The organism is Bradyrhizobium sp. JR3.5, assembly GCF_054057015.1.
Window position 1 is genome coordinate 169,515 of record NZ_JBSRYV010000002.1, and the last position, 21,366, is coordinate 190,880.

Below are 21,366 nucleotides of genomic sequence, written 5' to 3' on the forward strand. Positions count from 1 at the left end.
TCAAATCCCGGCCACCTTGGCAACCAGATCGGCCAGCCGCTCCGCGGCATCAAGCCGCCCGACACTGCGCGCGGCTTCCGCCATCGCGGTCAGTCTCTCGGGCTCCGCGGCGAAGGCCGAGATTTCGGCGGCGAGCCGTTCCGGCGTGAAGTCGGCCTGCGTGATGCGCAGCGCGCCGTTCGCCTGCGACAGCACGCCGGCATTGGCGAATTGGTCCTGATCGATCGCGCCCGGCAGCGGCACCAGGATCGAGGGCCGCCCGATCGCGGCGAGTTCGGCCACCGTTCCGGCGCCGGAACGCGAGATCACCAATTGGCTCGAGGCCAGCCGCGCCGGCAGGTCCGGGAAGAACGGCGCGAGCTCGGCATCGATCTTGAGCCGGTCATAGACCGCCCGCACCCGCGCCATGTCCTCCTCGCGCACCTGCTGGGTGATGATCAGCCGGCGCCATAACGCCGGCGCGAGCTTCTCGATCGCCGGCGGCACGATGTCGCTCATCACCCGCGCGCCCTGGCTGCCGCCGACGACGAGCAGCCGCAACGGCCCATCCACCTCGGGCGGGGTGTATTTCACCGCGGCCGCCGCGAGGATCGCCGGCCGCATCGGCGTGCCGACGGTGGTGGCCTTGCCGGCGAGCGCGGGATCGCGATCGAGCACGCCGGGCAGCGAGGTCGCGATCGCGTTGACGCGGCCGGAGAGGAAACGGTTGGCGCGGCCGAGCACCGCATTGGCATCGTGAATGATGCCGGGGACGCCGAGCATCCGCGCCGCGATCAGCGGCGGCAAGGTCGGGTAACCACCGAAGCCGACGACGGCCGACGGCTTCAGCCGGCGCACCACATTGGCGGCGACCAGCGTGCCGTAGCCGAGCATCAGCACGGTCCGTGCCAGCGAGATCGGGTTGCGGCTGCGCACGGTCGCGCTCGGCACGAGCTCGATGCTCTCCCTGCCGAACAGGCCGGAGTAGCGCAGCGCGCGGCCGTCGGTCGCCAGCCGCACCCGCAGGCCACGCCTGATCAATTCCACGGCGAGCGCTTCGGCCGGGAACAGATGGCCGCCGGTGCCGCCGGCCGCCAGCAGAATCAGGGGGGACTCAGCCATGGCAACAATTTATACTGTCATTGCGAGCGAAGCGACTTGTCCGTCGAAGCCTTGGCGAAGGCGGAAGCAATCCATGGCGCTCTTCGCAATGGCGATGGGACGCCTCATGCGTAGGCGCGCCGCGCGCTGGCGCCTTCCATCGATTCGATTTCGGTACGCGGCCGCTGCCGCGTCAGCGCCAGCATCATGCCGACGCCATAGGCGAGCGACACGAACGAGGAGCCGCCATAGGAGATGAACGGCAGCGTCATGCCCTTGGCCGGGATCAATTGCAGATTGACCGCCATGTTGATGGTCGCCTGCACGCCGAACAGGATCGCGAGCCCCGATGCCGCAAAGCGCGAGAACATGTCCTCGGTGGCATAGGCGCGGGTCAGCGTGCGGATCACGATGAAGCCGAACAGCGCGACCAGCATCAGGCAGAGGATGATGCCGAACTCTTCCGCCGCGACCGCGAACACGAAGTCGGTGTGGCTGTCCGGCAGGCTGCGCTTGGCGATGCCCTCGCCCGGCCCGAGCCCGAACCAGCCGCCGTTCCAGAACGCTTCCATCGCGGTGTCGACCTGGAAGGTGTCGCCGGAGGCCGGGTTCATGAAGCGCTTGATGCGGCCGGCGACGTGCGGCACCAGGAGATAGGCGCCGAACAGGCCCGCGCCGGCGGCGCCGGCGAGCCCGAACACCCAGATCATCCGCATGCCCGCGATGAAGAACAGCGCGCCCCACACCGTGAGGATCAGCATGGTCTGGCCGAAGTCGGGCTCCATCACCAGAAGCGTGACCAACGTCATCAACAGCACCAGCGCCATCGAGGTCGCCGGCATCTCCGGCCGCTTGGTCGATTCCGCAAACAGCCAGGCCGCGACGATGACGAAGGCGGGCTTGGCGGCTTCGGAGGCCTGGATGTTGACGCCGAGCAGCGTGATCCAGCGCCGTGAGCCCTTGACCTCGGGCCCGATCAGCAGCGTCAGCACGATCAGCACGATCGAGACCGCAAACACGATCAGCGCGGTGCGCCGGATCTGCCGCGGCGTCATGAACGACACCCCGATCAGCACGATCAGCGACGGCACCAGGAACATGACGTGGCGATTGAAGAAGTGGAACGGATCGAGCCCGATCCGGGTCGCGACCGGCGGGCTCGCGGCCAGCGACAGGATGACGCCGGCCAGCATCAACGCGGCGATCGCGACAAGCAGCAGCTTGTCGACGGTCCACCACCAGTCCGAGAACGGGGTGCGTTGGTCACGGGCGAGCATGGGCGTCCCCAGGTGGCAGAGATAACGTCCATTCGTGGCGCAGGATGGTTTCCAAGGGGTTAACGGGATGGGTAACTTTTGAGGGAGGTGGTTGGCGCCCCAAGCACAGTTGTCGTCCCTGCGAAAGCAGGGACCCATGCTCCGCGGCGGACCTTGTTGAAGGGACTCGTCATTCCAGCATCGCGCAACAATCAGCGTTGGTGGTTATGGGTCCCTGCTTTCGCAGGGACGACACCGAGTGTGTGGCGCGATCTCGAGTGAGTTCGGTGTCATCACCCGCGCATGCGGGTGATCCAGTATTCCAGAGACGCCAGTGTTTGAATCGAGAGGCCGCGGCGTACTGGATCGCCCGGTCGAGCCGGGCGATGACAGTTGAAGATGAGGACACGGTTGCGCATTCTCGCGACATGAATCGCCCGAGCTTTGCTCTTCGTTCCGCCCTCTCGTGAAGAGGGCGCAGGGAAAGCCGGGTGCCGATCGCACCCATGGGCCCCGTGCAAAAGGTAGAAAGCACGGGGGTAGGACCACAGGTGTAACCGGAAACAACCCGGCTTCCCCTGCGCGATGGGTTACGGCTTACTTCGTGCTCTCCCCGGCGAGACTGGGCTTGCTTGTCACCGCCTTCGCAAAACGCTTGCGCATCTTGCGAGAGGACACCTGCCGCTAGTGTGGTGGACCAGAAGTTCGCGATATCGAATCTGGATTTGGCGGAGCGTTGTACCGGCAGAAGCGTTCGATGGATGCCAGGATGTCATCGGCGGACTTAGTCCAGCGGAACGGCTTGGGATCGGCGTTGTGCCGGTCGATGAAGGAAGCGATGTCTGCCCGGAGGGCGGCAACGCTTCGATAGATGCCGCGTCTGATCTTCTTGTCGGTCAGGAGTGCGAAGAAGCGCTCGACCTGGTTGAGCCATGACGAACTGGTCGGGGTCAGGTGCACGTGCCACCGGGGCCGCTTGGCGAGCCATCTTCGGATCAATGGCGTCTTGTGCGTGGCGTAATTGTCCATGACCAAATGGACGTCGAGGTCGCGCGGCACGGCAGCCTCGATCTCGTCGAGGAACTTGCGGAACTCGACAGCACGGTGGCGTCCGTAGCACTTGCCGATCACCCGTCCACTGGCAATGTCGAGAGGCGGCGAACAGCGATGTGGTGCCGTGCCTTGTGTAGTCATGGCTTCTTCGGGCCGGTTGGCCGGGACGCATCGGCAGCATCGGCTGACTGCGGTCCAGTGCCTGGATTTGGGATTTCTCATCCACACAGAGAACGATGGCGTGCTCCGGCGGCGAGACGTAAAGGCCCACGACGTCGCGCACTTTGGCCACGAAGTTTGGATCGGTCGAGAGCTTGAACGTCTCTAGCCGGTGCGGCTGGAGCCCGAAGGCCCGCCAGATGCGTTGCACCGTCGACACCGACAGGCCGCTGGCCTTCGCCATGCCGCGGGAACTCCAATGGGTGGCGTTCTCGGGGCAACTCTCCAACGTCCTTACGATCAGGGCTTCGATGCGGGCATCGTCAACCGTACGTGGCGCTCCGGAGCGGGGCTCGTCACGCAGCCCGTCCACGCGCCGCTCCACAAAACGCCGCCGCCACTTGCCTACCGTTGACCGGCCCAAGCCCAGCTTGGCCGCCACTTCCTTGTTTTGACCGCCTTCCGCGCAGGTCAGCACGATCCGGGCTCTCAGAGCCAGCGCCTGCGCCGTCTTCCGCCGCGTCGTCAGCGCCTTCAGTTCGGCGCGCTCTTCATCACTCAATGTCAGGGAGGCAAGTTGCCGGACCGCCATCAGATCCTCCGTCACTGCTGCTGCCTCCCAGCCTTGGCACAGCGACGCGAACCTACTGCGAATCTACGATTGCGAACTTGTGACTCGGGACACTAGGGCGTCAGGACCACACGACTTCACCGTCCGCGTCATGCGCACTCGTCAGTTGCGCAATCCGCGTCCACCGCATCTCGACCCGCGTTCGTGACGATCGCGAAGCGCCCCTCGTGTCGGATGAGACGCCGGATTCATACACTGAGTTACGCTTCTGATAAAGCGAAATATTTTCGCGTGCGAGGATTGACAGGATATTGCTGAGTTGCCCGTCGTGTTGATTATGTCACAGCTGCGTAGCAACCATTAGCGTTTCCGATTGTGTGCGATTGAATTGCCCGATCGCCGTTGAGACTGACGCCGTGCTCGCGGCCATCAAGGCGTGGCCTGGCGAGAGTGGGGATGTGGCGGCATTTGAGCGACGGCCATCCTTGACGGCCGCTGTGCGCGGCGTCCTCGTGACGGCAGGTCGGGACGAAGAAACGGTGCCCCGATCGAACAAAGAAACGCTTCAGCTTGCCGGAGCGACGACTGGCAAGTGAGCTTGCCAAGGGATCGCTCGAGCCACCACGGTGTTGATGAAGATGAGCAGCTTCCTGGCGCAGGCGATCAGGGCACGCTTGTGGCCTTTGCCGGCGGCGATCAATCGTTTGTACAGGGCGATGAGCTGCGGATTCCAGCGAAAGGACGCCGCCAGCGCCGCAGCGTAGAGCGCCTGGCGCAGACGCTTGCGTCCACCGTCGATGTGACGAGCGCCGATGTGTTCGCCGCTGTCGTCGTCATACGGCGCTAGGCCCGCAAGTGCTGCAGCCTGCTCGCGGCTGACCTGGCCGATCTCGGGCATCCGGACCAGGACGGCGACCGCAGTCGGCAGCCCGGCCCCACCGACGCTGTGGATCAGGTCGAGCCGGGCGGCGAGATCGTGTTGCTCGCGGATCGCCGCCACCAGAGCCTTGAACTCAACCCGTTCGCGCTTGGCCAGACGAGCGATGTCGTCTTTCCATAGCTTTTGGATACGCGCGTCGCGACAGCTCTCGAGCCGGTTCTTGAATCGCGCGATATCTTCTCCGATCTGATCAATCAGCGTCAGATGTCCGGCCAAGGGCGGTAATCTGGCGTCGGGTGCCGGGTGGATCTTCTTGACCGCAGCGGTGCAGGCGGCGATCAGCGCGGCATCGATCCGATCGTTCTTGGCGCGCTGCCCGCGGTATTTGGCATAGGCACGCACCTGCGCCGGCTGGAACACCACGACGACAAACCGCTTGCGCCGCAGCTCGACGACGACCGGCTGCTCATAGCCACCACTCGCCTCGATCCCAACCCGCCTGACCTTGTGGCGCCCAAGCCACTCCAACAGCGTCTTGTAACCATCCGCCGTGTTCTCCACCTGCAGCTGGTCCGAGCCGTCGGCGAGCGCCACGTCGAGCTTCCGTTTGCCGATATCGATTCCGGCACAGATTGTGATACGCTTGGCCATCTTCCTCGACCCTCCCTTGTGATGCGAACCTAGAGTTCGTTCAACCATGCGGGTCCCGATGAAGTGCCGATCGCGATCTTGCTACGAACGACAGCCCTCAAGGCTTCGATGGGTATCGATCCGATCGATCAGCGGCCCAGCCCGGGCGGCCACCCGAGCTGGGCCATTCCTCTCGGAACGAGGCCAGTCTAATCCAGCGCGCTAATACAAGGATGGGTGGAGCGCAGCGATACCCATCATTGCGCCGCGGATCGGACTTGATGGGTTTCGCTGCGCTCTACCCATCCTACGATCTGCGCTAACCTGCGTGCAAATAGACACGCTCTATCGGCAGCGCAGCCTGCGCCTGATCCAGTCGGCCGCGCTCGACCAAGTCGTGAATCGTGTGCGCGAGTTCAGTCACGTCGGTGATCTTTCGAATCCATTGACCGACGTAGAGTTGCACCGCTTCGCCACCGATCCCAATCTGGATCGCGCGATGCGGCAGCGGTTGAAGGTGCAGATCGCGCTCAGGGTCCCATTGAATTCGCACAGGCGAATTGGCCTTGAGCTTTTCCCAATCATCCTTGCTCGTCGCTGGATCGGGATGACTTGGACAGCTATTCGCCAGCGCCCACTCAAGACCCTCGCGCGTGATATCAATTGCCAATATCCGGCTTTGCCCGGCGTCCTTGTAGCCCCATCCGGCACGATACATCATCCACAGAAATGACGGCTTGATCCACGTCATCCGCGTCATGCTGAAAGGCGGAGAGACGAAAGTGCCGGCGGCCAAGGCAGCGTCGGCGATCTCGTTGTTGTAGGCCTGATAGATGCGGATTGTGTGCTCGTCGTAGACGGCACGAATCTGGTGCTGCGGGATGTCATTCATAACCCGCAGCTTACGTCCCGAAGCGGCATACGGCAATTCAGGAGCCGCCAAGGCTGCTGCGTAGGATGGGTGGAGCGCAGCGATACCCATCGATATCGCGCCGGGCCGCGATGGGTTTCGCTGCGCTCTACCCATCCTACGACGTCGGAAACGTCACACCACCGGCTTGACGCCGGGCAGTGCCTGGACGATGTCGCGGAAGGCGGTGCCGCGGATTTCGAAATTGCGGTACTGGTCGAACGAGGCGCAGGCCGGAGACAGCAGCACGACGGCTTCGCTAAGCCCCGATGCGTCCGCATCGCGCGCGGCGCTGGCGATCGCGACGTCGAGTGTGCCGGACATCTCGTACGGGACGCGCTCGCCGAGCGTGGCGGAGAACTCCTGCGCCGCCTCGCCGATCAGATAGGCCTTGCGGATGCGCGGGAAATAGCCGGTGAGGCCCGTGATGCCGCCGGCCTTCGGCTTGCCGCCGGCGATCCAGTAGATGTCGGCGAACGACGACAGCGCATGCGCGGCCGCGTCCGCGTTGGTGCCCTTGGAGTCGTTGACGAACAGCACGTTGCCGCGGCGGCCGACCTGCTCCATGCGGTGCGCCAGACCCGGGAAGCTGCGCAAGGCGTTCTGCAACACGTCGGTTGCGATCCCCATCGCCAGCGCGCAGGCCGAGGCGCAAGCGGCGTTCTGGGCATTGTGCAGGCCGCGCAGCGAACCGATGCCGCCGAGACGCGCCACCTCGCTGCGCGCCGCGCCCGATGCGCGCACGATGGTCTCGTGCTCCACATAAAGACCGTCGGGCAGCGGGTTCTTCACCGAGATGCGCACCACGCGCTTGCCGGCGCGATCGAGCCGGTCGGCGATGTCGCGGCACCAGCCGTCATCGACGCCAACGATCGCGGTGCCGCCCTGCTGCACGCCGGCAACCAGCCGCTCCTTGACCGCGGCGTAGTGCGCCAGCGTGCCGTGGCGATCGATGTGGTCCTCGCTGATGTTGATCAGGATACCGACCGAGGGATCCAGCGACGGCGCGAGATCGATCTGGTAGGACGACATCTCGATCACATGGACGCGGCCCATCCGCGGCGGCTCCAGCGACAGGATCGCGGTGCCGATATTGCCGCCCATCTGGGTGTCGTAGCCGGCGACCTTCATGAGATGCGCGATCAGCGCGGTCGTGGTCGACTTGCCGTTGGTGCCGGTGATGGCGACGAACGGCGCGTTCGGCGCGTGGCGGCGCCGCTCGCGGCAGAACAATTCGACGTCGCCGATCACCTCGCAGCCCGCCTCGCGCGCCTTCAGCACGCTCCAGTGCGGCACCGGATGGGTCAGCGGCGCGCCGGGGGTCAGGATCAGCGCGGCGAAATTCGCCCACGACACGGTGCGCAGATCGGCGGTGGTGAAGCCGGCCTGCGCCGCCCTGGCGACGTTGTCGGCACTGTCGTCAGCCGCGATCACCTCGGCGCCACCGGCCTTCAGCGCCTGGCAGCTCGCGAGCCCGGAGCCGCCGAGCCCGAACACCGCGACTGTCTTGCCCGAGAAGGAGGTGACCGGGATCATGGCGACGCTCAGCGCAGCTTGAGGGTGGAGAGGCCGGCAAGCGCCAGCATCACCGAGATGATCCAGAACCGGATCACGATCTGCGGCTCGGTCCAGCCCTTCTGCTCGAAGTGATGGTGCAGCGGCGCCATCCGGAACACGCGTTTTCCCGTGAGCTTGAACGAGGTGACCTGCACGATGACCGAGACCGCCTCCAGCACGAACAGGCCGCCGATCACCGCGAGCACGATCTCGTGCTTCACCGCGACCGCGGTGGCCCCCAACATGCCGCCGAGCGCGAGCGAGCCGGTGTCGCCCATGAAGATCGAGGCCGGCGGCGCGTTGAACCAGAGGAAGCCGAGACCTGCGCCAAGCACCGCGCCGCATAGCACCGCCAGTTCGCCGGTGCCGGCGACGTAATTGATCTGCAGGTAGTCCGAGAATACCGCGTTGCCGGTCAGATACGAGATCATGCCGAAGCTCGCGGCGGCGATCATGACCGGCACGATGGCAAGGCCGTCGAGGCCGTCGGTGAGATTCACCGCATTGCCGGCGCCGACCATCACGAAGGCACCGAAGATCACGAAGAACCAGCCGAAATTGATCACGAGGTCCTTGAAGAAGGGAATCACGAGCGACGTCGACGACACGTCGCGCCCGAGCCGGACCAGCGCGTAAGTGGCGGCGAGCCCGATCGCCGCCTCGATCAGGAGCCGCAGCTTACCGGCGAAGCCGCTGTGCGACTGCTTTGTGACCTTCAGATAATCGTCATAGAAGCCGACGAACCCGAAGCCGAGCGTCACCGCCAGCACGATCCAGACATAGGGATTGAGCGGGTTGGCCCAGAGCAGCGTCGACACCACGAGCCCGGACAGGATCATCAGACCGCCCATGGTGGGCGTGCCCTTCTTGGAGATCAGGTGTGACTGCGGGCCATCGGTGCGGATCGGCTGGCCCTTGCCCTGCCGCAGCCGCAAATGATCGATGATCCAGGGCCCGAACAGGAATACGAACAGCGCGCCGGTCACCATCGCGCCGCCGGTGCGGAAGGTAATGTAGCGGAACACGTTCAGAGCGCTGCGGAATGCCCCAAACCCCGGAACGGTGTTGGACAGTTCGATCAACCAGTAGAACATTCAAGGAGTCCTATACCGCTTCTTCGTGCGCGGCCTTGTCGGGGAAGCGTTTTTCCAGCGCGCTGACAATGAGCTTCATCTTCGATCCCAGCGAGCCCTTCACCATGATCACGTCACCGGCACGGACCGCGGCGACCGCCTGCGCTTCGAGCGCCGCCGAGCTCTCGGCATAGCCTCCCCGCTTGCCGGTGGAAAGGGCATCCCACAGATTCCGCATCAGCGGACCACAACAATATACGAGGTCGATGCGGTTGGCGGTCACGGCTTCGTTGAGGCCGCGGTGCAATTCGGGCCCGGTCGGCCCGAGCTCGAGCATGTCGCCGAGCACGGCGATGCGGCGGCCATGCGGTCCGGTCGCGGCCTGGCCGAGCACGTTGAGCGCGGCGCCCATCGAGGCCGGATTGGCGTTGTAGCTCTCGTCGATCAGCGTGGCCTCGCCATGGCCGACCTCGAGCGTGCGGCGAAGACCGCGACCGGTCGGCGCCTCGAGCTGCGACAGCGACAGCGCCGCGCGCGCGATATCGGCACCAAGCAGCGAGGCGCCCGCGAGCACCGCCAGCGAGTTCATCGCCATGTGGCGGCCGGGCATGCCGATCTTGTAGGTGATGTCATGGTCCAGAATATCGGCGTGCACAGCCGAGCAGGTCGCGTGCAGCGAGAGGTCGATCAGCCGCGCCTCGGCGCGCTTGTCGGTGCCGAACGAGACGATGCGCGAGATACCGGCCTTCTTGGCATGCTTTTGCAGCCGCGCGAATTGCCCGTTGTCGCGGTTGAGCACGACCGCGCCATTGGGCTCCAGCCCTGCGAAGATCTCCGCCTTGGCATCGGCGATCGCCTCGATGCCTGCGAAGAATTCCAGATGCACCGGCTCGATCGTGGTGATGACGGCGACGTGTGGCCGCACCATCTTGACCAGCGGCGTGATCTCGCCGGCATGGTTCATGCCGATCTCGAACACGGCAAAACGCGCGCTCGCCGGACAGCGCGCCAGCGACAGCGGCACGCCCCAGTGATTGTTGAACGATGCGACCGAGGCATGGGTCTCGCCCTGCGCTGACAGCACGCGGCGCAGCGCCTCCTTGGTCGAGGTCTTGCCGACCGAACCGGTCACCGCGATGATCTGCGCGGTGAGCCGCGCGCGCGAGGCATAAGCGAGCTCGACGAGGCCGGCGAGCACATCGTCGACCACGAGCAGCGGCGCGTCGGCAGGAAACTTCTTACGCTGTGCAGTCTCGACGACAGCCAGCCCGGCGCCGGCCTTCAGCGCCGCCTCGACGAATGCATGGCCGTCATGGACGTCGCCCTTGATGGCGAAATACGCATCGCCCGGCGCGATGGTGCGGCTGTCGATCGAGAGACCGGTGATGCCGTTTGGCAATGCGCCCTGCGTGGCGGCGCGCATCGCTTGCGCCATCGCATCCGAGGTCCACAACATCGTGCTCATGCGCCCTCCTCGGCCAATGCATTCGCGACCGCTTCATGATCGCTGAACGGCAACGTCGTGCCACCGACGATCTGCCCGACCTCATGGCCTTTCCCCGCCACGACCAATGCATCGCCCGGCTCGAGGCCGGCGATCCCGGCGCGGATCGCGGCGGCGCGGTCGCCGATCTCGCGCGCGCCCTTCGCCGTCGCCATGATCGCAGCGCGAATCGCCTCGGGCTTCTCACTGCGTGGATTGTCGTCGGTGACAATGATCTGATCGGCATTCTCGGCGGCGATCGCGCCCATGATCGAACGCTTGCCGGCATCGCGATCGCCACCAGCGCCGAAGATCACGACCAGCCTGCGCTTCGCATAGGGCCGCAGCGCTTGCAGCGCCTTGGCGAGCGCATCGGGCTTGTGGGCGTAGTCGACGAAGATCGGCGCGCCATTGTGCTCGCCGACGAATTCGAGCCGGCCCTTGGCGCCTTCGAGATGCTCGAGCGTGCCGAACACGTCGTCGGCGGCGCTGCCGGTGCCGATCGCAAGGCCGGCGGCAACCAGCGCGTTCTCGATCTGGAATTCGCCGACCAGCGGCAGCCGGATCGCGTGTTTGCGGCCGCGGTGCTCGATCGCGAGCTGCTGGGCAAAGCCTTCGATCGCAGCGTCCGTGAGCCTGATGCCCTCGCTCGCATCGGCATTGCGGCCGACCGTGATGATGCGCAGGCCGCGCGCCCGCGCTGCGTCGATCACTTCAGTCGAGCAGTCATGATCGGCCGAGATCACCGCGGCTCCGCCAGGTGCGACGAGATCGCGGAACAGCCGGAGCTTTGCATTCAGGTAGTGCGCGACATCGGGATGATAATCCATGTGGTCGCGCGACAGGTTGGTGAAGCCGCCGGCTTCGATGCGCACGCCGTCGAGCCGATACTGGTCGAGGCCGTGCGAGGAGGCTTCGAAGGCGAGATGCGTGACGCCGTCGCTCGCGATCTCGTCGAGCTGGCGATGCAGCGCGATCGGATCGGGCGTGGTCAGCGAGCCGTAGACGGTGCGCTTGTCCGAGACGAGACCGATGGTTCCGATGCTCGCCGAGGAGTGACCGAGCCGCTGCCAAATCTGGCGCGTGAACGCCGCGACCGAGGTTTTGCCGCTGGTGCCGGTCACCGCCGCGATCGTCGCAGGCTGGCGCGGATAGAACGTAGCGGCGGCGAGCGCCAGCGCGCGGCGCGGATTCGGCGTGATCACGAACGGGATGCGGCCGTCACCTTGCGGCAGATGGTCGCTGGCGACCGCGACTGCGCCCGCGGCAATCGCCGCATCGACGAAGCGTGCGCCGTCGGTCCTGCTGCCGGCCAGCGCGAAGAACAGGTCGCCCGGCTTCACCGCACGGCTGTCGACCGCAAGCCCTCCGACGGCAATCGCGTCGGCACTTGGATCGATCGTGGCATCGGCGCTGAAGAGGTCGCGAAGTCTCATGATCTTCCAGTCTGGCCGGCGCCGTTCTGGCGCCGCTATCTGAGCATGATTTGTTCGGAAAACCGCTTCACACTTTTCCGGATCATGCTGTGTCCATACGCCTTACTGGGTTGTTCTGGATGCCGCAAGAATAAGGCGGTCGGACGGCGGCAGGTCGAATCGCGGTTCAACGCCCAAAAGCGGCGCAATTCGGGCGATCACATTGCCGCCGGTCGGCACCGCATTCCAGCCCGAGGTGATGAAGCCATAGGTCTCCTTCAGGGGCTGCGGCTCGTCGAGCATGATCAGCAGCTGATATTTCGGATTGTCGGCGGGCAGGATCGCAGTGAAGGCGTTCAGCACGCGCTTCTTGGCGTAGCGGCCGTTGATCACCTTCTCCGCGGTGCCGGTCTTGTGCCGCCGATATAGTAGCCCTTGACGTCGGCCTTCTTCGCGGTGCCGATCTCGGCGTTGAGCCGCATCAGGTAGCGCATCTTGTCCGAGGTCTCGGGCTTGATGACGCGCTTGGCCAGCGCCATCGCCTCCTGCTCGGTGCGCTTCAGGAAGGTCGGCGGGATCAGATAGCCGCCATTGACCAGCGCGTCGATGCCCATCACCGCCTGCAGCGGCGCCACTGCAATGCCATGACCGAACGAGATGGTAACGGTGTTCAATTCGCCCCACTTCTTCGGCACGATCGGCGAGGCGCTCTCCGGCAATTCGGTGCGCAGCCGCTCGAGCTGCCCCATCTTGCGCAAGAAGGCCTTATGCGCGTCGACGCCCATCGCCAGCGCAATGCGCCCGGCGCCGATGTTGGAGGAATAATAGAACACCTCCTTCATGTTGATCATGCGGCCCATGTTGTGATCGTCATGGATCGCGAACTTGCCGTAGTGCAGCGGGCCGCGCGCATCCCACATCGAGTTGAGATCGAACCGGCCGCTATCCAGCGCCATCGCCAGCGTAAACGCCTTGAAGGTCGAGCCCATCTCGTAGACGCCGGTGGTCAGGCGGTTGATGCGGTCGGGATCGTGCGCTTCCTTCGGATTGTTCGGATCGAAATCCGGCAGCGACACCATCGCCACAATCTCGCCGGTGCGCACGTTGGAGACGAGGCCGGAGGCGGCCTTGGCCTTGAACTTCTCCTTCGCCTTGATCAGTTCGTCGCGCAGCGCGTGCTCGACGCGCAGATCGACCGACAATTCCACCGGCTTCTGCAGCCGGTCGGTGGCGAAGCCCGCGCGATGCAGATCGGCCAGACCGTTATTGTCCAGCCACTTCTCCATGCCGGCGATGCCCTGGTTGTCGATGTTGACGAGGCCGATCAGGTGGGCGACCTCGTTACCGGTCGGATAGACACGCTTGTTCTCGCGCAGGAAGCCGACGCCGGGAAGGCCAAGGCGATGGATGTCGAGCTGCTGCTTCGGCGTGATCTCGCGCTTCAGCCAGACGAAGCCCTTGCGCGACGACAGACGGTCGCGCACTTCGCTGGTGTCGAGGTCGGGCAAGGCCGCGGTCAAGAGCTCGATCGCCTCGTCCTTGTCGATGAGGCGGCGCGGCTCGGCGAACAGGCTCGGCGCCTTGACGTCGGTGGCGAGAATTTCGCCGTTGCGGTCGGTGATGTCGGGCCGAGCGGTTGCGATCGCGTCCTGCGAGGCGGTGCGCCGCGCGCCATGACTGTCGGCGCCGACGGCGAACAGCACCAGCCGTCCGGCCAGCACGCAATAAACTGCGGCAAAGGCAAGGATCGCAAGACCGACGCGCGCGCGCGCCTTCGCGGCGCGGTCGACATTGCTTCCGTACAGCAGCGTGCGGATCAGCCGCGTGCGCCAGGGTTCAGCGGATTTTGCGGCCGGCTTGCTGGCGGGTGCCGGATCGGTCATGGCAGGTCCCGTCATTACTGATCTCCCCCGCCCTGCTCGGAATCTTCTGCGGGCGCGGACTGGTCGGCGGCCGGCTGGTCGGTCGCCGGCTTGTCGATCGATCCGGTCGTGCTGTCGGGCGCGGCGGCGGCCTCGATGGTGTCGATCATCGCGCCGATCGGATCGCGCGAACCGGGCCGCGTGAAGCTCGGCGGCCGCTCCGGCAGATTCTTCAGGGAATCGTACTGGTTGGCGTTGACCGGCTTCAGCGGCAGATGGCGTTCGGCAAGCCCCTGCAGCCGCAGCGGCGCGTCGAGCTTGGCCCATTCGGCGCGCAAGGTGGCAATCGCATTGCGCTGCTCGCGGATCTCAGCGTTGAGCTGCAGCACGCGTTCGACGCGCGCGGTCGATTCCATCTTGATGCGGTAGACGTAGGATGCCGCGAAGATCAGCATGCCGATGACGAGGAGATGGAGGAGGCGCATCGTCAGCCTCCCTGCTTCAGGTCTGACAGCCGCGGCCAGGACGGCAGGTCGTCGTCCGCATGCGCCGGCGCCGCAGTGCGCTCGGCTGCGCGCAGCTTGGCCGATCGCGCGCGCGGATTGGCTGCTATCTCCGCCTCGCCGGGCGTCACCGGCCGCTTGGTCAGGATCTGAAAGCTCGGCGCGGATTGCGCCACTTCAGGCCGATGCCGCGAGCCGCCGGAGACCTTGCCGCGCTCGCTCAGGAAATTCTTGACGATGCGGTCTTCCAGCGAATGGAACGAGACCACGGCAAGTCGCCCGCCCGGCTTCAGCACCCGCTCGGCCGCAGCGAGCGCGCGATGCAGCTCATCGAGCTCTTCATTGACGAAGATGCGCAGCGCCTGAAAGGTCCGCGTCGCCGGATGAATCTCGTTCGGCTTGGCGCGCACGACTTTCCCGACAATGTCGGCGAGCGCCTCGGTCGTCGTGATCGGCGCGTCCTTGCGCGCGGCGACGATGGCGCGCGCGACACCGCGCGAATGACGCTCCTCGCCGAAGATATAGATGATGTCGGCGAGTTGCTTCTCGGACGCGGTTGCGACCACATCGGCCGCGGTCGGGCCGCTCTGCGCCATCCGCATGTCGAGTGGACCGCCCAAGCGGAACGAGAAGCCGCGCTCGGCCTGGTCGAGCTGCATCGAGGAGACGCCCACATCCATCACGACGCCGTCGACCTGGTCCACTCCCTGCGCGGCGCAGACCTCGGCGAGATCAGAGAAACGGTCCTCGACCAGCGTCAGCCGGCCGCCGGCGCCATCGACCAGGTCGAAGCCGCCGGTTATCGCGGTGCGATCGCGGTCGATGCCGATGACGCGCGTATCAGCGACGTCGAGGATCATCCGGCTGTAGCCGCCGGCACCGAAAGTCGCGTCGACATAGATGCCGCCGGCGCGCGGCGCGAGATAGGCGACCGCCTCTCGGCCCAGCACGGAAATGTGACGGGGAGCACGCTCGCTCATGCGCCGCCCCCGGACAGGGCCGCGTAACTGGCATGCAAGCTGGCTGCGCGCCGACTCATTGCGTCTCGAATCCTCGCGCTGGCTGTTCCGGCAAAAGGCCGCTGCGCGATCCCAGCGCCAACTCCCGTACTCGGCCGCAAAACCTGATATCCGACCGGAATTGGGAGGCTTTCCATGGGATTTCGCGCAAACAGCGGACCTCGGCCGTCCCCCGAAACCGGTTCGGCACTTCACCTCTCAGTAACGGCACTTAACGTTAAGAAAACGTTGATGATCGGTTAGCGCAATCGCGCGACTTTGACCCGCATTCGAATGATACCCTCGGCCCCCGCTCCGGGCATCATTGCGCGGCTCGTGGAGCAGACCATGGAACCGACAGGCCGATTGCGCGGCCCTCACGGTAAAGGAATAGTAAACGCCTATTTGTTTATCCATATGTCAAAATGCCTTCTCCTGGTTTGGGTTTGAGTGATTCGTATGGCTTCTGGTTCGTCCTCGTCCGGCAACGCTGATTCGAAGCGTCAGCGCGTCCTTCCTGTTCCGAAGGGCGTGGCCGACGTGGAGACGTTCACGCCGGATTCCTCGATCGCCTCCGACGTGATCCCGTCGGTGAACTTCGGCGACCGCGCCAACAACCGCCAGCCCGACATGATCGTGCTGCACTACACCGGCATGCCCGACGTCGAGGGCGCGATCGCCCAGCTCTGCACGGCCGGCACCGAGGTCTCGGCGCATTACATCGTGCTCGAGGACGGCCGCATCGTGCAATGCGTGCCGGAGAGCAAGCGCGCCTGGCACGCCGGCGTCTCCGCCTGGGCCAGCGAGGACGACATCAATTCCTGCTCGATCGGCGTCGAGATCGTCAATCGCGGCCACGATTGGGGCTATCCCGACTTCCCGCTGCGGCAGATCGCGGCCGTCATCGCGCTGTGCCGCGGCATCATGCTTCGCCGCAAGGTGGTCTCGCATCGCGTGCTCGGCCATTCCGACGTTGCGCCGGGGCGCAAGAAGGATCCCGGCGAGAAGTTCCCCTGGCACTCGCTGGCCAATTCCGGCGTCGGGCATTGGGTGCAACCGGCGCCGATCGTGCGCGGCGACGCGCTGCAGCTTGGTGCGATCAGCGATGCCGTCTCCAACATGCAGGCCGCGTTCCGGCGCTACGGCTACAACATCCCGACCAACGGCAAGTTCGACGGCCCGACGATGGAGGTCGTCACCGCCTTCCAGCGTCACTTCCGCCCCGAGCGCGTCGACGGGATCGCCGACCGCTCCACCATGGCGACGCTGCACGCGCTGCTCGAGAGCCTGCCGCCGGATGCGGCGGCGCAAGTCGCGGCGAAGACGAAGTAGCGCCGCTTTTTCTGCCAAATGCGCTTGCGCAAATGGAACTTTTGACCACGTGCCGTCTTTCTTAGCTGGGGCGGTCTGAGTGGAGATTCGTCCATGTTCAAAGCACTCATCGCGGGAGCTGTCGCTATCGGCCTCGTTGCCGCTCCGACAGTGGCAGGTGCCATGTCGACCCAGGACAAGACCACGTCGACCCATCACAAGACCCACAAGGTCCATCACGCGCAGAAGAAGATGATGGCGCCCGGCACCACGACCGGCATGTCGAGTGGAACGACGACCGGGCAATCGACCGGCGCGAAGGCCAAGACAGGGTACTGAGCGTTCAACGCCGCGCGGCACGCTTACGATCGTTGACGTGAACGGCGCGCCCTCACGGACCACGCTTGAGATGAGGCGATGTCACCCCATCTCGGCGAGCCGGCGTGCGTAGAGCCGCCGCAGCGGCTCGAGCTGCGTCGCCGCGGTCGCGGCAAGATAGGCCTGCCGCGCCTCGTCCTTGCGGCCGAGGCGGCGCAGCAGATCGGCGCGCACCGCCGGCAGCTGGTCGTATCCCTTGAGGCTGCCGCGCGCGTCCAGCGCGTCGATCAGATCGAGCGCACGCGCCGGGCCGTCGACCATCGACACCGCAGCGGCATGATTGAGTTCGATCACCGGCGACGGGCTGATGCGCAGCAACACCTCATAGAGACCCGCAATCTGCGGCCAATCGGTATCCTCATAGCTCGGCGCCCGCGCATGCAGCGCGGCGATCGCGGCCTGCACGGCGTAGGATTGCGGCCGGCCTGGCATCCGCAGCGCCTCCTCGACCAGCCGCACGCCTTCGGCGATCTGCTGAAAATCCCACAACGAACGGTTCTGCTCCTCGAGCAGCACGATGTCGCCGCCTGCGGTCTGCCGGCCGGCGCGGCGCGCATCGTGCAGCAGCATCAGTGCCAGCAGGCCCTTGATCTCGCCGCGCGCCGGAATCAGCCGATCGAGCAGCCGCGCCAGCCGGATCGCCTCGCGCGCAAGATCGGGCCGCATCAAATCCTCGCCGGCGGTCGCGGCATAGCCTTCGGTGAAGACGAGATAAATCACGGTAAGCACGCCCGTGAGGCGGGGCTCCAGCGCCTCGCGCTCCGGCACCTCATAGGGAATGCCGGCGAGCTTGATCTTCTGCTTGGCGCGCAACAGCCGCTGCGCCATCGCATCCTCGCTCACCAGGAACGCGCGCGCGACCTGCGCCGTGGTCAGGCCGCACACCGTGCGCAAGGTCAGCGCAACCTGTACCTCGGCGGCAAACGACGGATGGCAGCAGGTGAAGATCAGCCTCAGCATGTCGTCGTCGAGCGTCGCATCGGCCGGCTCCGGCGATGGCTCCGCATCCAGCAACAATTGATGCGTCAATTCCTGCTGCTTGCCGCGGAACGAAGCCGCGCGACGAACGCGGTCGATCGCCTTGTTGCGGCCGACATTGACCAGCCAGGCGCGCGGATTGGCGGGGAATTCACCGATCGGCCAGCGCTGCAGCGCGACCGCGAAGGCATCCTGCAGGGAATCCTCGGCCAGATCAAAATCGCCGACGAGACGGATCAGCGTTGCGAGCGCCCGGCCCGCCTCGTCGCGGAAGATTTTCTCGATCTGGCTCGGGGTCATGGCCATCAATCGTTGCTCAGCGGCCGCGCCGGACGGCGCGGCCGCTGCATCGATGATGCGATAATGGCTTCATCGCGGGTTGTCGTAGATCATCACCGGCCTGACTTCGATCGAGCCGGTCTTGGCGCCGGGAATCCGCGCCGCAAGGCCGAGCGCGGTGTCGAGATCCTTGGCCTCGACCAGATAGTAGCCGCCGAGCTGCTCGCGGGTTTCCGCGAACGGCCCATCGGTCGTCAGCGTCTTGCCGTCGCGGACCCGCACGGTGGTTGCGGTCGACACCGGCTGTAGCCCGTCGCCCGCCTTGAAGTGCCCGCTCTGGATGATCGACTGGGTGTAGGCGCCGTACTCCGCCGTCACGGCCTTGCGGTCGTCAGCGGTCATGTGGGCGTATTCCGCGTCGCTCCGGTAGATCAGCAGCAAATATTGCATCTCGTCTCTCCTCTTGATCGGCTGGATCGCCGACACCCAGTCGAACGGGCGGCAGATCAAACGACATCTTCAGGATAAATTATTTTGGCCGCCCTGGCCGCCGTTATCCGCTTGACGGATCGGGCGGAAACGCCCATGCGGTGGGGGTCAGTCGGGCCGGACGGCCGCCCCCGCTGGTGCCGAAAGGCCGCGGGGGAGGAAAGTCCGGGCTCCATCGACATGCGGTGCCGGATAACGTCCGGCGGGGGCGACCCCAGGGAAAGTGCCACAGAGAACGAACCGCTCCCTCCTCGGAGGTAGCAAGGGTGAAAAGGTGCGGTAAGAGCGCACCGCGTTTCCGGCAACGGAGACGGCATGGCAAACCACACCGGGAGCAAAACCGAATAGGGACGGCAACGCGGTTAGTTCGCGCACGCGCGATAACACCGCAGGGCGATGTCAGGCCCGCTGTCCGGGTAGGTTGCTCGAGGCAAGGTGCAAACCTTGTCCCAGAGGAATGGCCGTCGCGTACCATTCGCAAGAATGGTGCCCTACAGAACCCGGCTTACAGGCCGGCTGATATTTTGGAGTATGAAGGGCTCGGCGTAACACGCCGGGCCCTTCGCCATATCGGACGCCACGGTTGCATCCCATTTGCTAGAATGCCCCCCGCGGAGGATCGCAGATGGACCTTCAGAAGATCATGGCGAAGGCGCGAGATATCGCCAGGACCACCGGCACGATCACGACCGAACAACTCAACGGCCTGTGCCCGAACAGCATGGAGCCCGACGATATCGCAGCGCTCTTCGCGGCTCTGCGGACCGAGGGCATTCAACTCAAGGATAGCGACTCAGAAAAGTAGAAGCCGTCGACTTCGGACACTACGCTACGATCTCCTGCAGCAGCGCCATCAGCGCCTCCGGCGCGGTGACGTTCGGCGAGTGGCTGGCGTCGATCTCGAAATAGCGCCAGGTGGCTTCATTCTTGATGCGCCTGGCGAACTGGCCGAACGTATCGGCATGGGTGGTGCGCGTGGCGTAGACGTAACTGCGCGGCAAATTCGTCTCGCCGTGCTGCAGCCTCAGTTTCTGCTCGAAGCATTTGATCGGCATGTCGACGCGACGCGCGGTGAGCCATTCGACATCTGCGGGAGACGTATCCGGCGGCGTCGGCATCGGCGGGATGCGCCAGCCGTCGCCATTGCGCGCCGCCTCGCGCATCTTGTCGATCGCCGCCTCGTTGAGATCGAACAGCGACTGGCCGTCGCGCGGCACGAAGGCGTCGATATAGATCAGCTGCGCGATGCGCTCGCGCACCCGGTCGGCGACGCCGGTCGCGACCATGCCGCCATAGGAATGGCCGACCAGCACGATGTCGTGCAGATCTTCGTAGGAGATGACGCCGAGCACGTCCTGGATATGCGCCTCGAGGTCGAGCCCCTGATGCGCCAGGTGCGCGCGCTCACCGAGCCCGGTGTAGCTCGGCGTGACGAGCCGGTGCCCGGCGGCCTGCATCAAGGGATGCATTTTCTTCCACGCCCATCCGGCCGACCAGGCGCCGTGACAGACCAGAAAGGTTTTGGACGAACGCGCAGTCGGCACACTCGCAGTCATGGGATGCTTCCACTTCGATTATCGTTGATGAGCCGCGATTTTGAAGTGTACCCGCCGGCCGCGGCGTGTAAACGTCGCGGCAAAACATGATCGTCATTCCGGGATGGTCCGAAGGACCAGACCCGGAATCTCGAGATTCCGGGTTCGATGCTTCGCATCGCCCCGGAATGACGACGAAGGAGAAGGCAACTGAACCCGGCAAGCTACGCGGTCCTGTTCTTCGGCGCGCTTGCCGGCGGTTTCGTCTCCGGTCTTGCCGGCTTCGGCACCGCGCTGATGGCGCTCGGCATCTGGCTCTATGTGCTGCCGCCGACACTTGCGGTGCCGCTGGTGCTGGTCTGCTCGGTGATCGCGCAGGTGTCGACGCTGCCGTCGATCTGGAAGAGCATCGATTTCCGCCTGGTCTGGCCGTTCGTCATCGCGGGCCTCGCCGGCGTGCCGATCGGCATTTTGCTGATCGCCCGCGCCGACCCCGGGGTTTTCAAGCTGACGATCGGCGTCTTCCTGCTGGTGTTCCCGACCCTGCTGTTCCTGCAGCGCAAGCCGATGTCGATCGCCTTCGGCGGCAAATGGGCCGACGGCGCGATCGGATTTGCCGGCGGCATTCTCGGCGGCCTCGCCGGACTGTCCGGCCCGCTCCCGATCCTGTGGGCGAGCCTGCGCGGCTGGGGCAAGCAGCAGCGCCGCGGCGTATTCCAGATCTTCAACTTCACGATCCTGGCGGCCGCGCTTCTGGTCCAGATCGCGAGCGGCCTGGTGAAGCCCGAACTGATCTGGCTCGTGGCCTGCGCGTTTCCGGGAACGCTGCTCGGCGCCTGGCTCGGCGCGCGCCTCTACCACGCGCTCAGCGACCGCAACTTCTCCGACGTCGTGCTGGTGCTGCTGTTCCTGTCCGGCGTGGCGCTGGTGTGGAACGGGCTGGCGCCGAAATAGCCGACAGCGCGC

Annotated in this window: 17 protein-coding genes, 1 other RNA gene and 2 pseudogenes; 5 read left to right on the forward strand and 15 right to left on the reverse strand. The window is 65.3% G+C overall.

Annotation, left to right across the window (positions count from 1 at the left end; genetic code table 11):
* From murG to rsmH, 12 genes and pseudogenes are all read right to left on the reverse strand, one after another.
* Positions 1-1,101, reverse strand: coding sequence for an undecaprenyldiphospho-muramoylpentapeptide beta-N-acetylglucosaminyltransferase (gene murG, locus ACVWW1_RS17415; RefSeq protein ID WP_456656812.1), 1,101 nt, complete (start codon positions 1,099-1,101; stop codon positions 1-3).
* A 104-nt stretch (positions 1,102-1,205) separates the two neighbouring features.
* Positions 1,206-2,357, reverse strand: coding sequence for a putative lipid II flippase FtsW (gene ftsW / locus ACVWW1_RS17420; protein ID WP_176529825.1), 1,152 nt, complete (start codon positions 2,355-2,357; stop codon positions 1,206-1,208).
* A gap of 663 nt (positions 2,358-3,020) precedes the next feature.
* Positions 3,021-4,026, reverse strand: a pseudogene (locus ACVWW1_RS17425) (IS630 family transposase).
* A gap of 658 nt (positions 4,027-4,684) precedes the next feature.
* Positions 4,685-5,650, reverse strand: a complete 966-nt coding sequence (locus tag ACVWW1_RS17430) for an IS110 family RNA-guided transposase (RefSeq protein WP_456655983.1) — start codon at positions 5,648-5,650, stop codon at positions 4,685-4,687.
* A gap of 298 nt (positions 5,651-5,948) precedes the next feature.
* Positions 5,949-6,611, reverse strand: a complete 663-nt coding sequence (locus tag ACVWW1_RS17435) for a DUF4291 domain-containing protein (protein WP_456656813.1) — start codon at positions 6,609-6,611, stop codon at positions 5,949-5,951.
* 63 nt (positions 6,612-6,674) lie between these two features.
* Complete coding sequence (murD, locus tag ACVWW1_RS17440) at positions 6,675-8,075, reverse strand: UDP-N-acetylmuramoyl-L-alanine--D-glutamate ligase (protein WP_456656814.1); 1,401 nt, start codon at positions 8,073-8,075, stop codon at positions 6,675-6,677.
* A gap of 8 nt (positions 8,076-8,083) precedes the next feature.
* Positions 8,084-9,190, reverse strand: a complete 1,107-nt coding sequence (mraY, locus tag ACVWW1_RS17445; RefSeq protein WP_016846578.1) for a phospho-N-acetylmuramoyl-pentapeptide-transferase — start codon at positions 9,188-9,190, stop codon at positions 8,084-8,086.
* A 10-nt stretch (positions 9,191-9,200) separates the two neighbouring features.
* Entirely contained in the window at positions 9,201-10,634 is a 1,434-nt protein-coding gene (locus ACVWW1_RS17450) for a UDP-N-acetylmuramoylalanyl-D-glutamyl-2,6-diaminopimelate--D-alanyl-D-alanine ligase (RefSeq protein ID WP_456656815.1), read from the reverse strand.
* Positions 10,631-12,088, reverse strand: a complete 1,458-nt coding sequence (locus ACVWW1_RS17455) for a UDP-N-acetylmuramoyl-L-alanyl-D-glutamate--2,6-diaminopimelate ligase (RefSeq protein WP_456656816.1) — start codon at positions 12,086-12,088, stop codon at positions 10,631-10,633. Before ACVWW1_RS17455 ends, ACVWW1_RS17450 begins: the two co-directional genes overlap by 4 nt.
* Before the next feature lie 102 nt (positions 12,089-12,190).
* Positions 12,191-13,950 (reverse strand): annotated as a pseudogene (locus ACVWW1_RS17460) (peptidoglycan D,D-transpeptidase FtsI family protein).
* A 14-nt stretch (positions 13,951-13,964) separates the two neighbouring features.
* Positions 13,965-14,414: a cell division protein FtsL gene (ftsL, locus tag ACVWW1_RS17465; protein WP_456656817.1), complete on the reverse strand. Its 450-nt coding sequence runs from the start codon at positions 14,412-14,414 to the stop codon at positions 13,965-13,967.
* Between the two features lie 2 nt (positions 14,415-14,416).
* Positions 14,417-15,412, reverse strand: a complete 996-nt coding sequence (gene rsmH / locus ACVWW1_RS17470) for a 16S rRNA (cytosine(1402)-N(4))-methyltransferase RsmH (protein ID WP_456656818.1) — start codon at positions 15,410-15,412, stop codon at positions 14,417-14,419.
* Between the two features lie 477 nt (positions 15,413-15,889).
* On the opposite strand from rsmH, the gene ACVWW1_RS17475 reads away from it, so the two are divergent.
* Entirely contained in the window at positions 15,890-16,762 is an 873-nt protein-coding gene (locus ACVWW1_RS17475) for an N-acetylmuramoyl-L-alanine amidase (RefSeq protein WP_456656819.1), read from the forward strand.
* Positions 16,763-16,855: 93 nt separating this feature from the next.
* Positions 16,856-17,080: a hypothetical protein gene (locus tag ACVWW1_RS17480; protein ID WP_176529818.1), complete on the forward strand. Its 225-nt coding sequence runs from the start codon at positions 16,856-16,858 to the stop codon at positions 17,078-17,080.
* Positions 17,081-17,161: 81 nt separating this feature from the next.
* Here the strand turns inward: ACVWW1_RS17480 and ACVWW1_RS17485 are convergent, their stop codons facing one another.
* Positions 17,162-18,397 carry an RNA polymerase sigma factor gene (locus tag ACVWW1_RS17485; protein WP_456660603.1) on the reverse strand — a complete coding sequence of 412 codons (1,236 nt, stop codon included), beginning with the start codon at positions 18,395-18,397 and terminating at the stop codon, positions 17,162-17,164.
* Positions 18,398-18,466: 69 nt separating this feature from the next.
* Positions 18,467-18,826 (reverse strand): YciI family protein, encoded by a 360-nt coding sequence (locus ACVWW1_RS17490; RefSeq protein ID WP_176529817.1) that lies wholly within the window; start codon positions 18,824-18,826, stop codon positions 18,467-18,469.
* Positions 18,827-18,973: 147 nt separating this feature from the next.
* Between ACVWW1_RS17490 and rnpB the strand changes: the two genes are divergently transcribed.
* Positions 18,974-19,389, forward strand: an RNA gene (rnpB, locus tag ACVWW1_RS17495) — RNase P RNA component class A.
* A 101-nt stretch (positions 19,390-19,490) separates the two neighbouring features.
* Positions 19,491-19,670, forward strand: coding sequence for a hypothetical protein (locus tag ACVWW1_RS17500; RefSeq protein ID WP_176529816.1), 180 nt, complete (start codon positions 19,491-19,493; stop codon positions 19,668-19,670).
* Positions 19,671-19,689: 19 nt separating this feature from the next.
* Here the strand turns inward: ACVWW1_RS17500 and ACVWW1_RS17505 are convergent, their stop codons facing one another.
* Positions 19,690-20,421, reverse strand: coding sequence for an alpha/beta fold hydrolase (locus ACVWW1_RS17505; RefSeq protein WP_456656820.1), 732 nt, complete (start codon positions 20,419-20,421; stop codon positions 19,690-19,692).
* A 189-nt stretch (positions 20,422-20,610) separates the two neighbouring features.
* On the opposite strand from ACVWW1_RS17505, the gene ACVWW1_RS17510 reads away from it, so the two are divergent.
* Positions 20,611-21,354 carry a sulfite exporter TauE/SafE family protein gene (locus ACVWW1_RS17510; RefSeq protein WP_207840248.1) on the forward strand — a complete coding sequence of 248 codons (744 nt, stop codon included), beginning with the start codon at positions 20,611-20,613 and terminating at the stop codon, positions 21,352-21,354.
* Positions 21,355-21,366: the final 12 nt, after the last annotated feature.

Coding starts and splice junctions, on each gene's coding strand:
- ACVWW1_RS17450 (WP_456656815.1), bottom strand. CDS start 10,634: ATGAGCACGATGTTGTGGACCTCGGATGCGATGGCGCAAGCGATGCGC.
- ACVWW1_RS17490 (WP_176529817.1), bottom strand. CDS start 18,826: ATGCAATATTTGCTGCTGATCTACCGGAGCGACGCGGAATACGCCCAC.
- ACVWW1_RS17475 (WP_456656819.1), top strand. CDS start 15,890: ATGGCTTCTGGTTCGTCCTCGTCCGGCAACGCTGATTCGAAGCGTCAG.
- murD (WP_456656814.1), bottom strand. CDS start 8,075: ATGATCCCGGTCACCTCCTTCTCGGGCAAGACAGTCGCGGTGTTCGGG.
- ACVWW1_RS17455 (WP_456656816.1), bottom strand. CDS start 12,088: ATGAGACTTCGCGACCTCTTCAGCGCCGATGCCACGATCGATCCAAGT.
- rsmH (WP_456656818.1), bottom strand. CDS start 15,412: ATGAGCGAGCGTGCTCCCCGTCACATTTCCGTGCTGGGCCGAGAGGCG.
- ACVWW1_RS17505 (WP_456656820.1), bottom strand. CDS start 20,421: ATGACTGCGAGTGTGCCGACTGCGCGTTCGTCCAAAACCTTTCTGGTC.
- mraY (WP_016846578.1), bottom strand. CDS start 9,190: ATGTTCTACTGGTTGATCGAACTGTCCAACACCGTTCCGGGGTTTGGG.
- murG (WP_456656812.1), bottom strand. CDS start 1,101: ATGGCTGAGTCCCCCCTGATTCTGCTGGCGGCCGGCGGCACCGGCGGC.
- ACVWW1_RS17500 (WP_176529816.1), top strand. CDS start 19,491: ATGGACCTTCAGAAGATCATGGCGAAGGCGCGAGATATCGCCAGGACC.
- ACVWW1_RS17480 (WP_176529818.1), top strand. CDS start 16,856: ATGTTCAAAGCACTCATCGCGGGAGCTGTCGCTATCGGCCTCGTTGCC.
- ftsL (WP_456656817.1), bottom strand. CDS start 14,414: ATGCGCCTCCTCCATCTCCTCGTCATCGGCATGCTGATCTTCGCGGCA.
- ACVWW1_RS17485 (WP_456660603.1), bottom strand. CDS start 18,397: ATGACCCCGAGCCAGATCGAGAAAATCTTCCGCGACGAGGCGGGCCGG.
- ACVWW1_RS17435 (WP_456656813.1), bottom strand. CDS start 6,611: ATGGGTATCGCTGCGCTCCACCCATCCTACGCAGCAGCCTTGGCGGCT.
- ftsW (WP_176529825.1), bottom strand. CDS start 2,357: ATGCTCGCCCGTGACCAACGCACCCCGTTCTCGGACTGGTGGTGGACC.
- ACVWW1_RS17430 (WP_456655983.1), bottom strand. CDS start 5,650: ATGGCCAAGCGTATCACAATCTGTGCCGGAATCGATATCGGCAAACGG.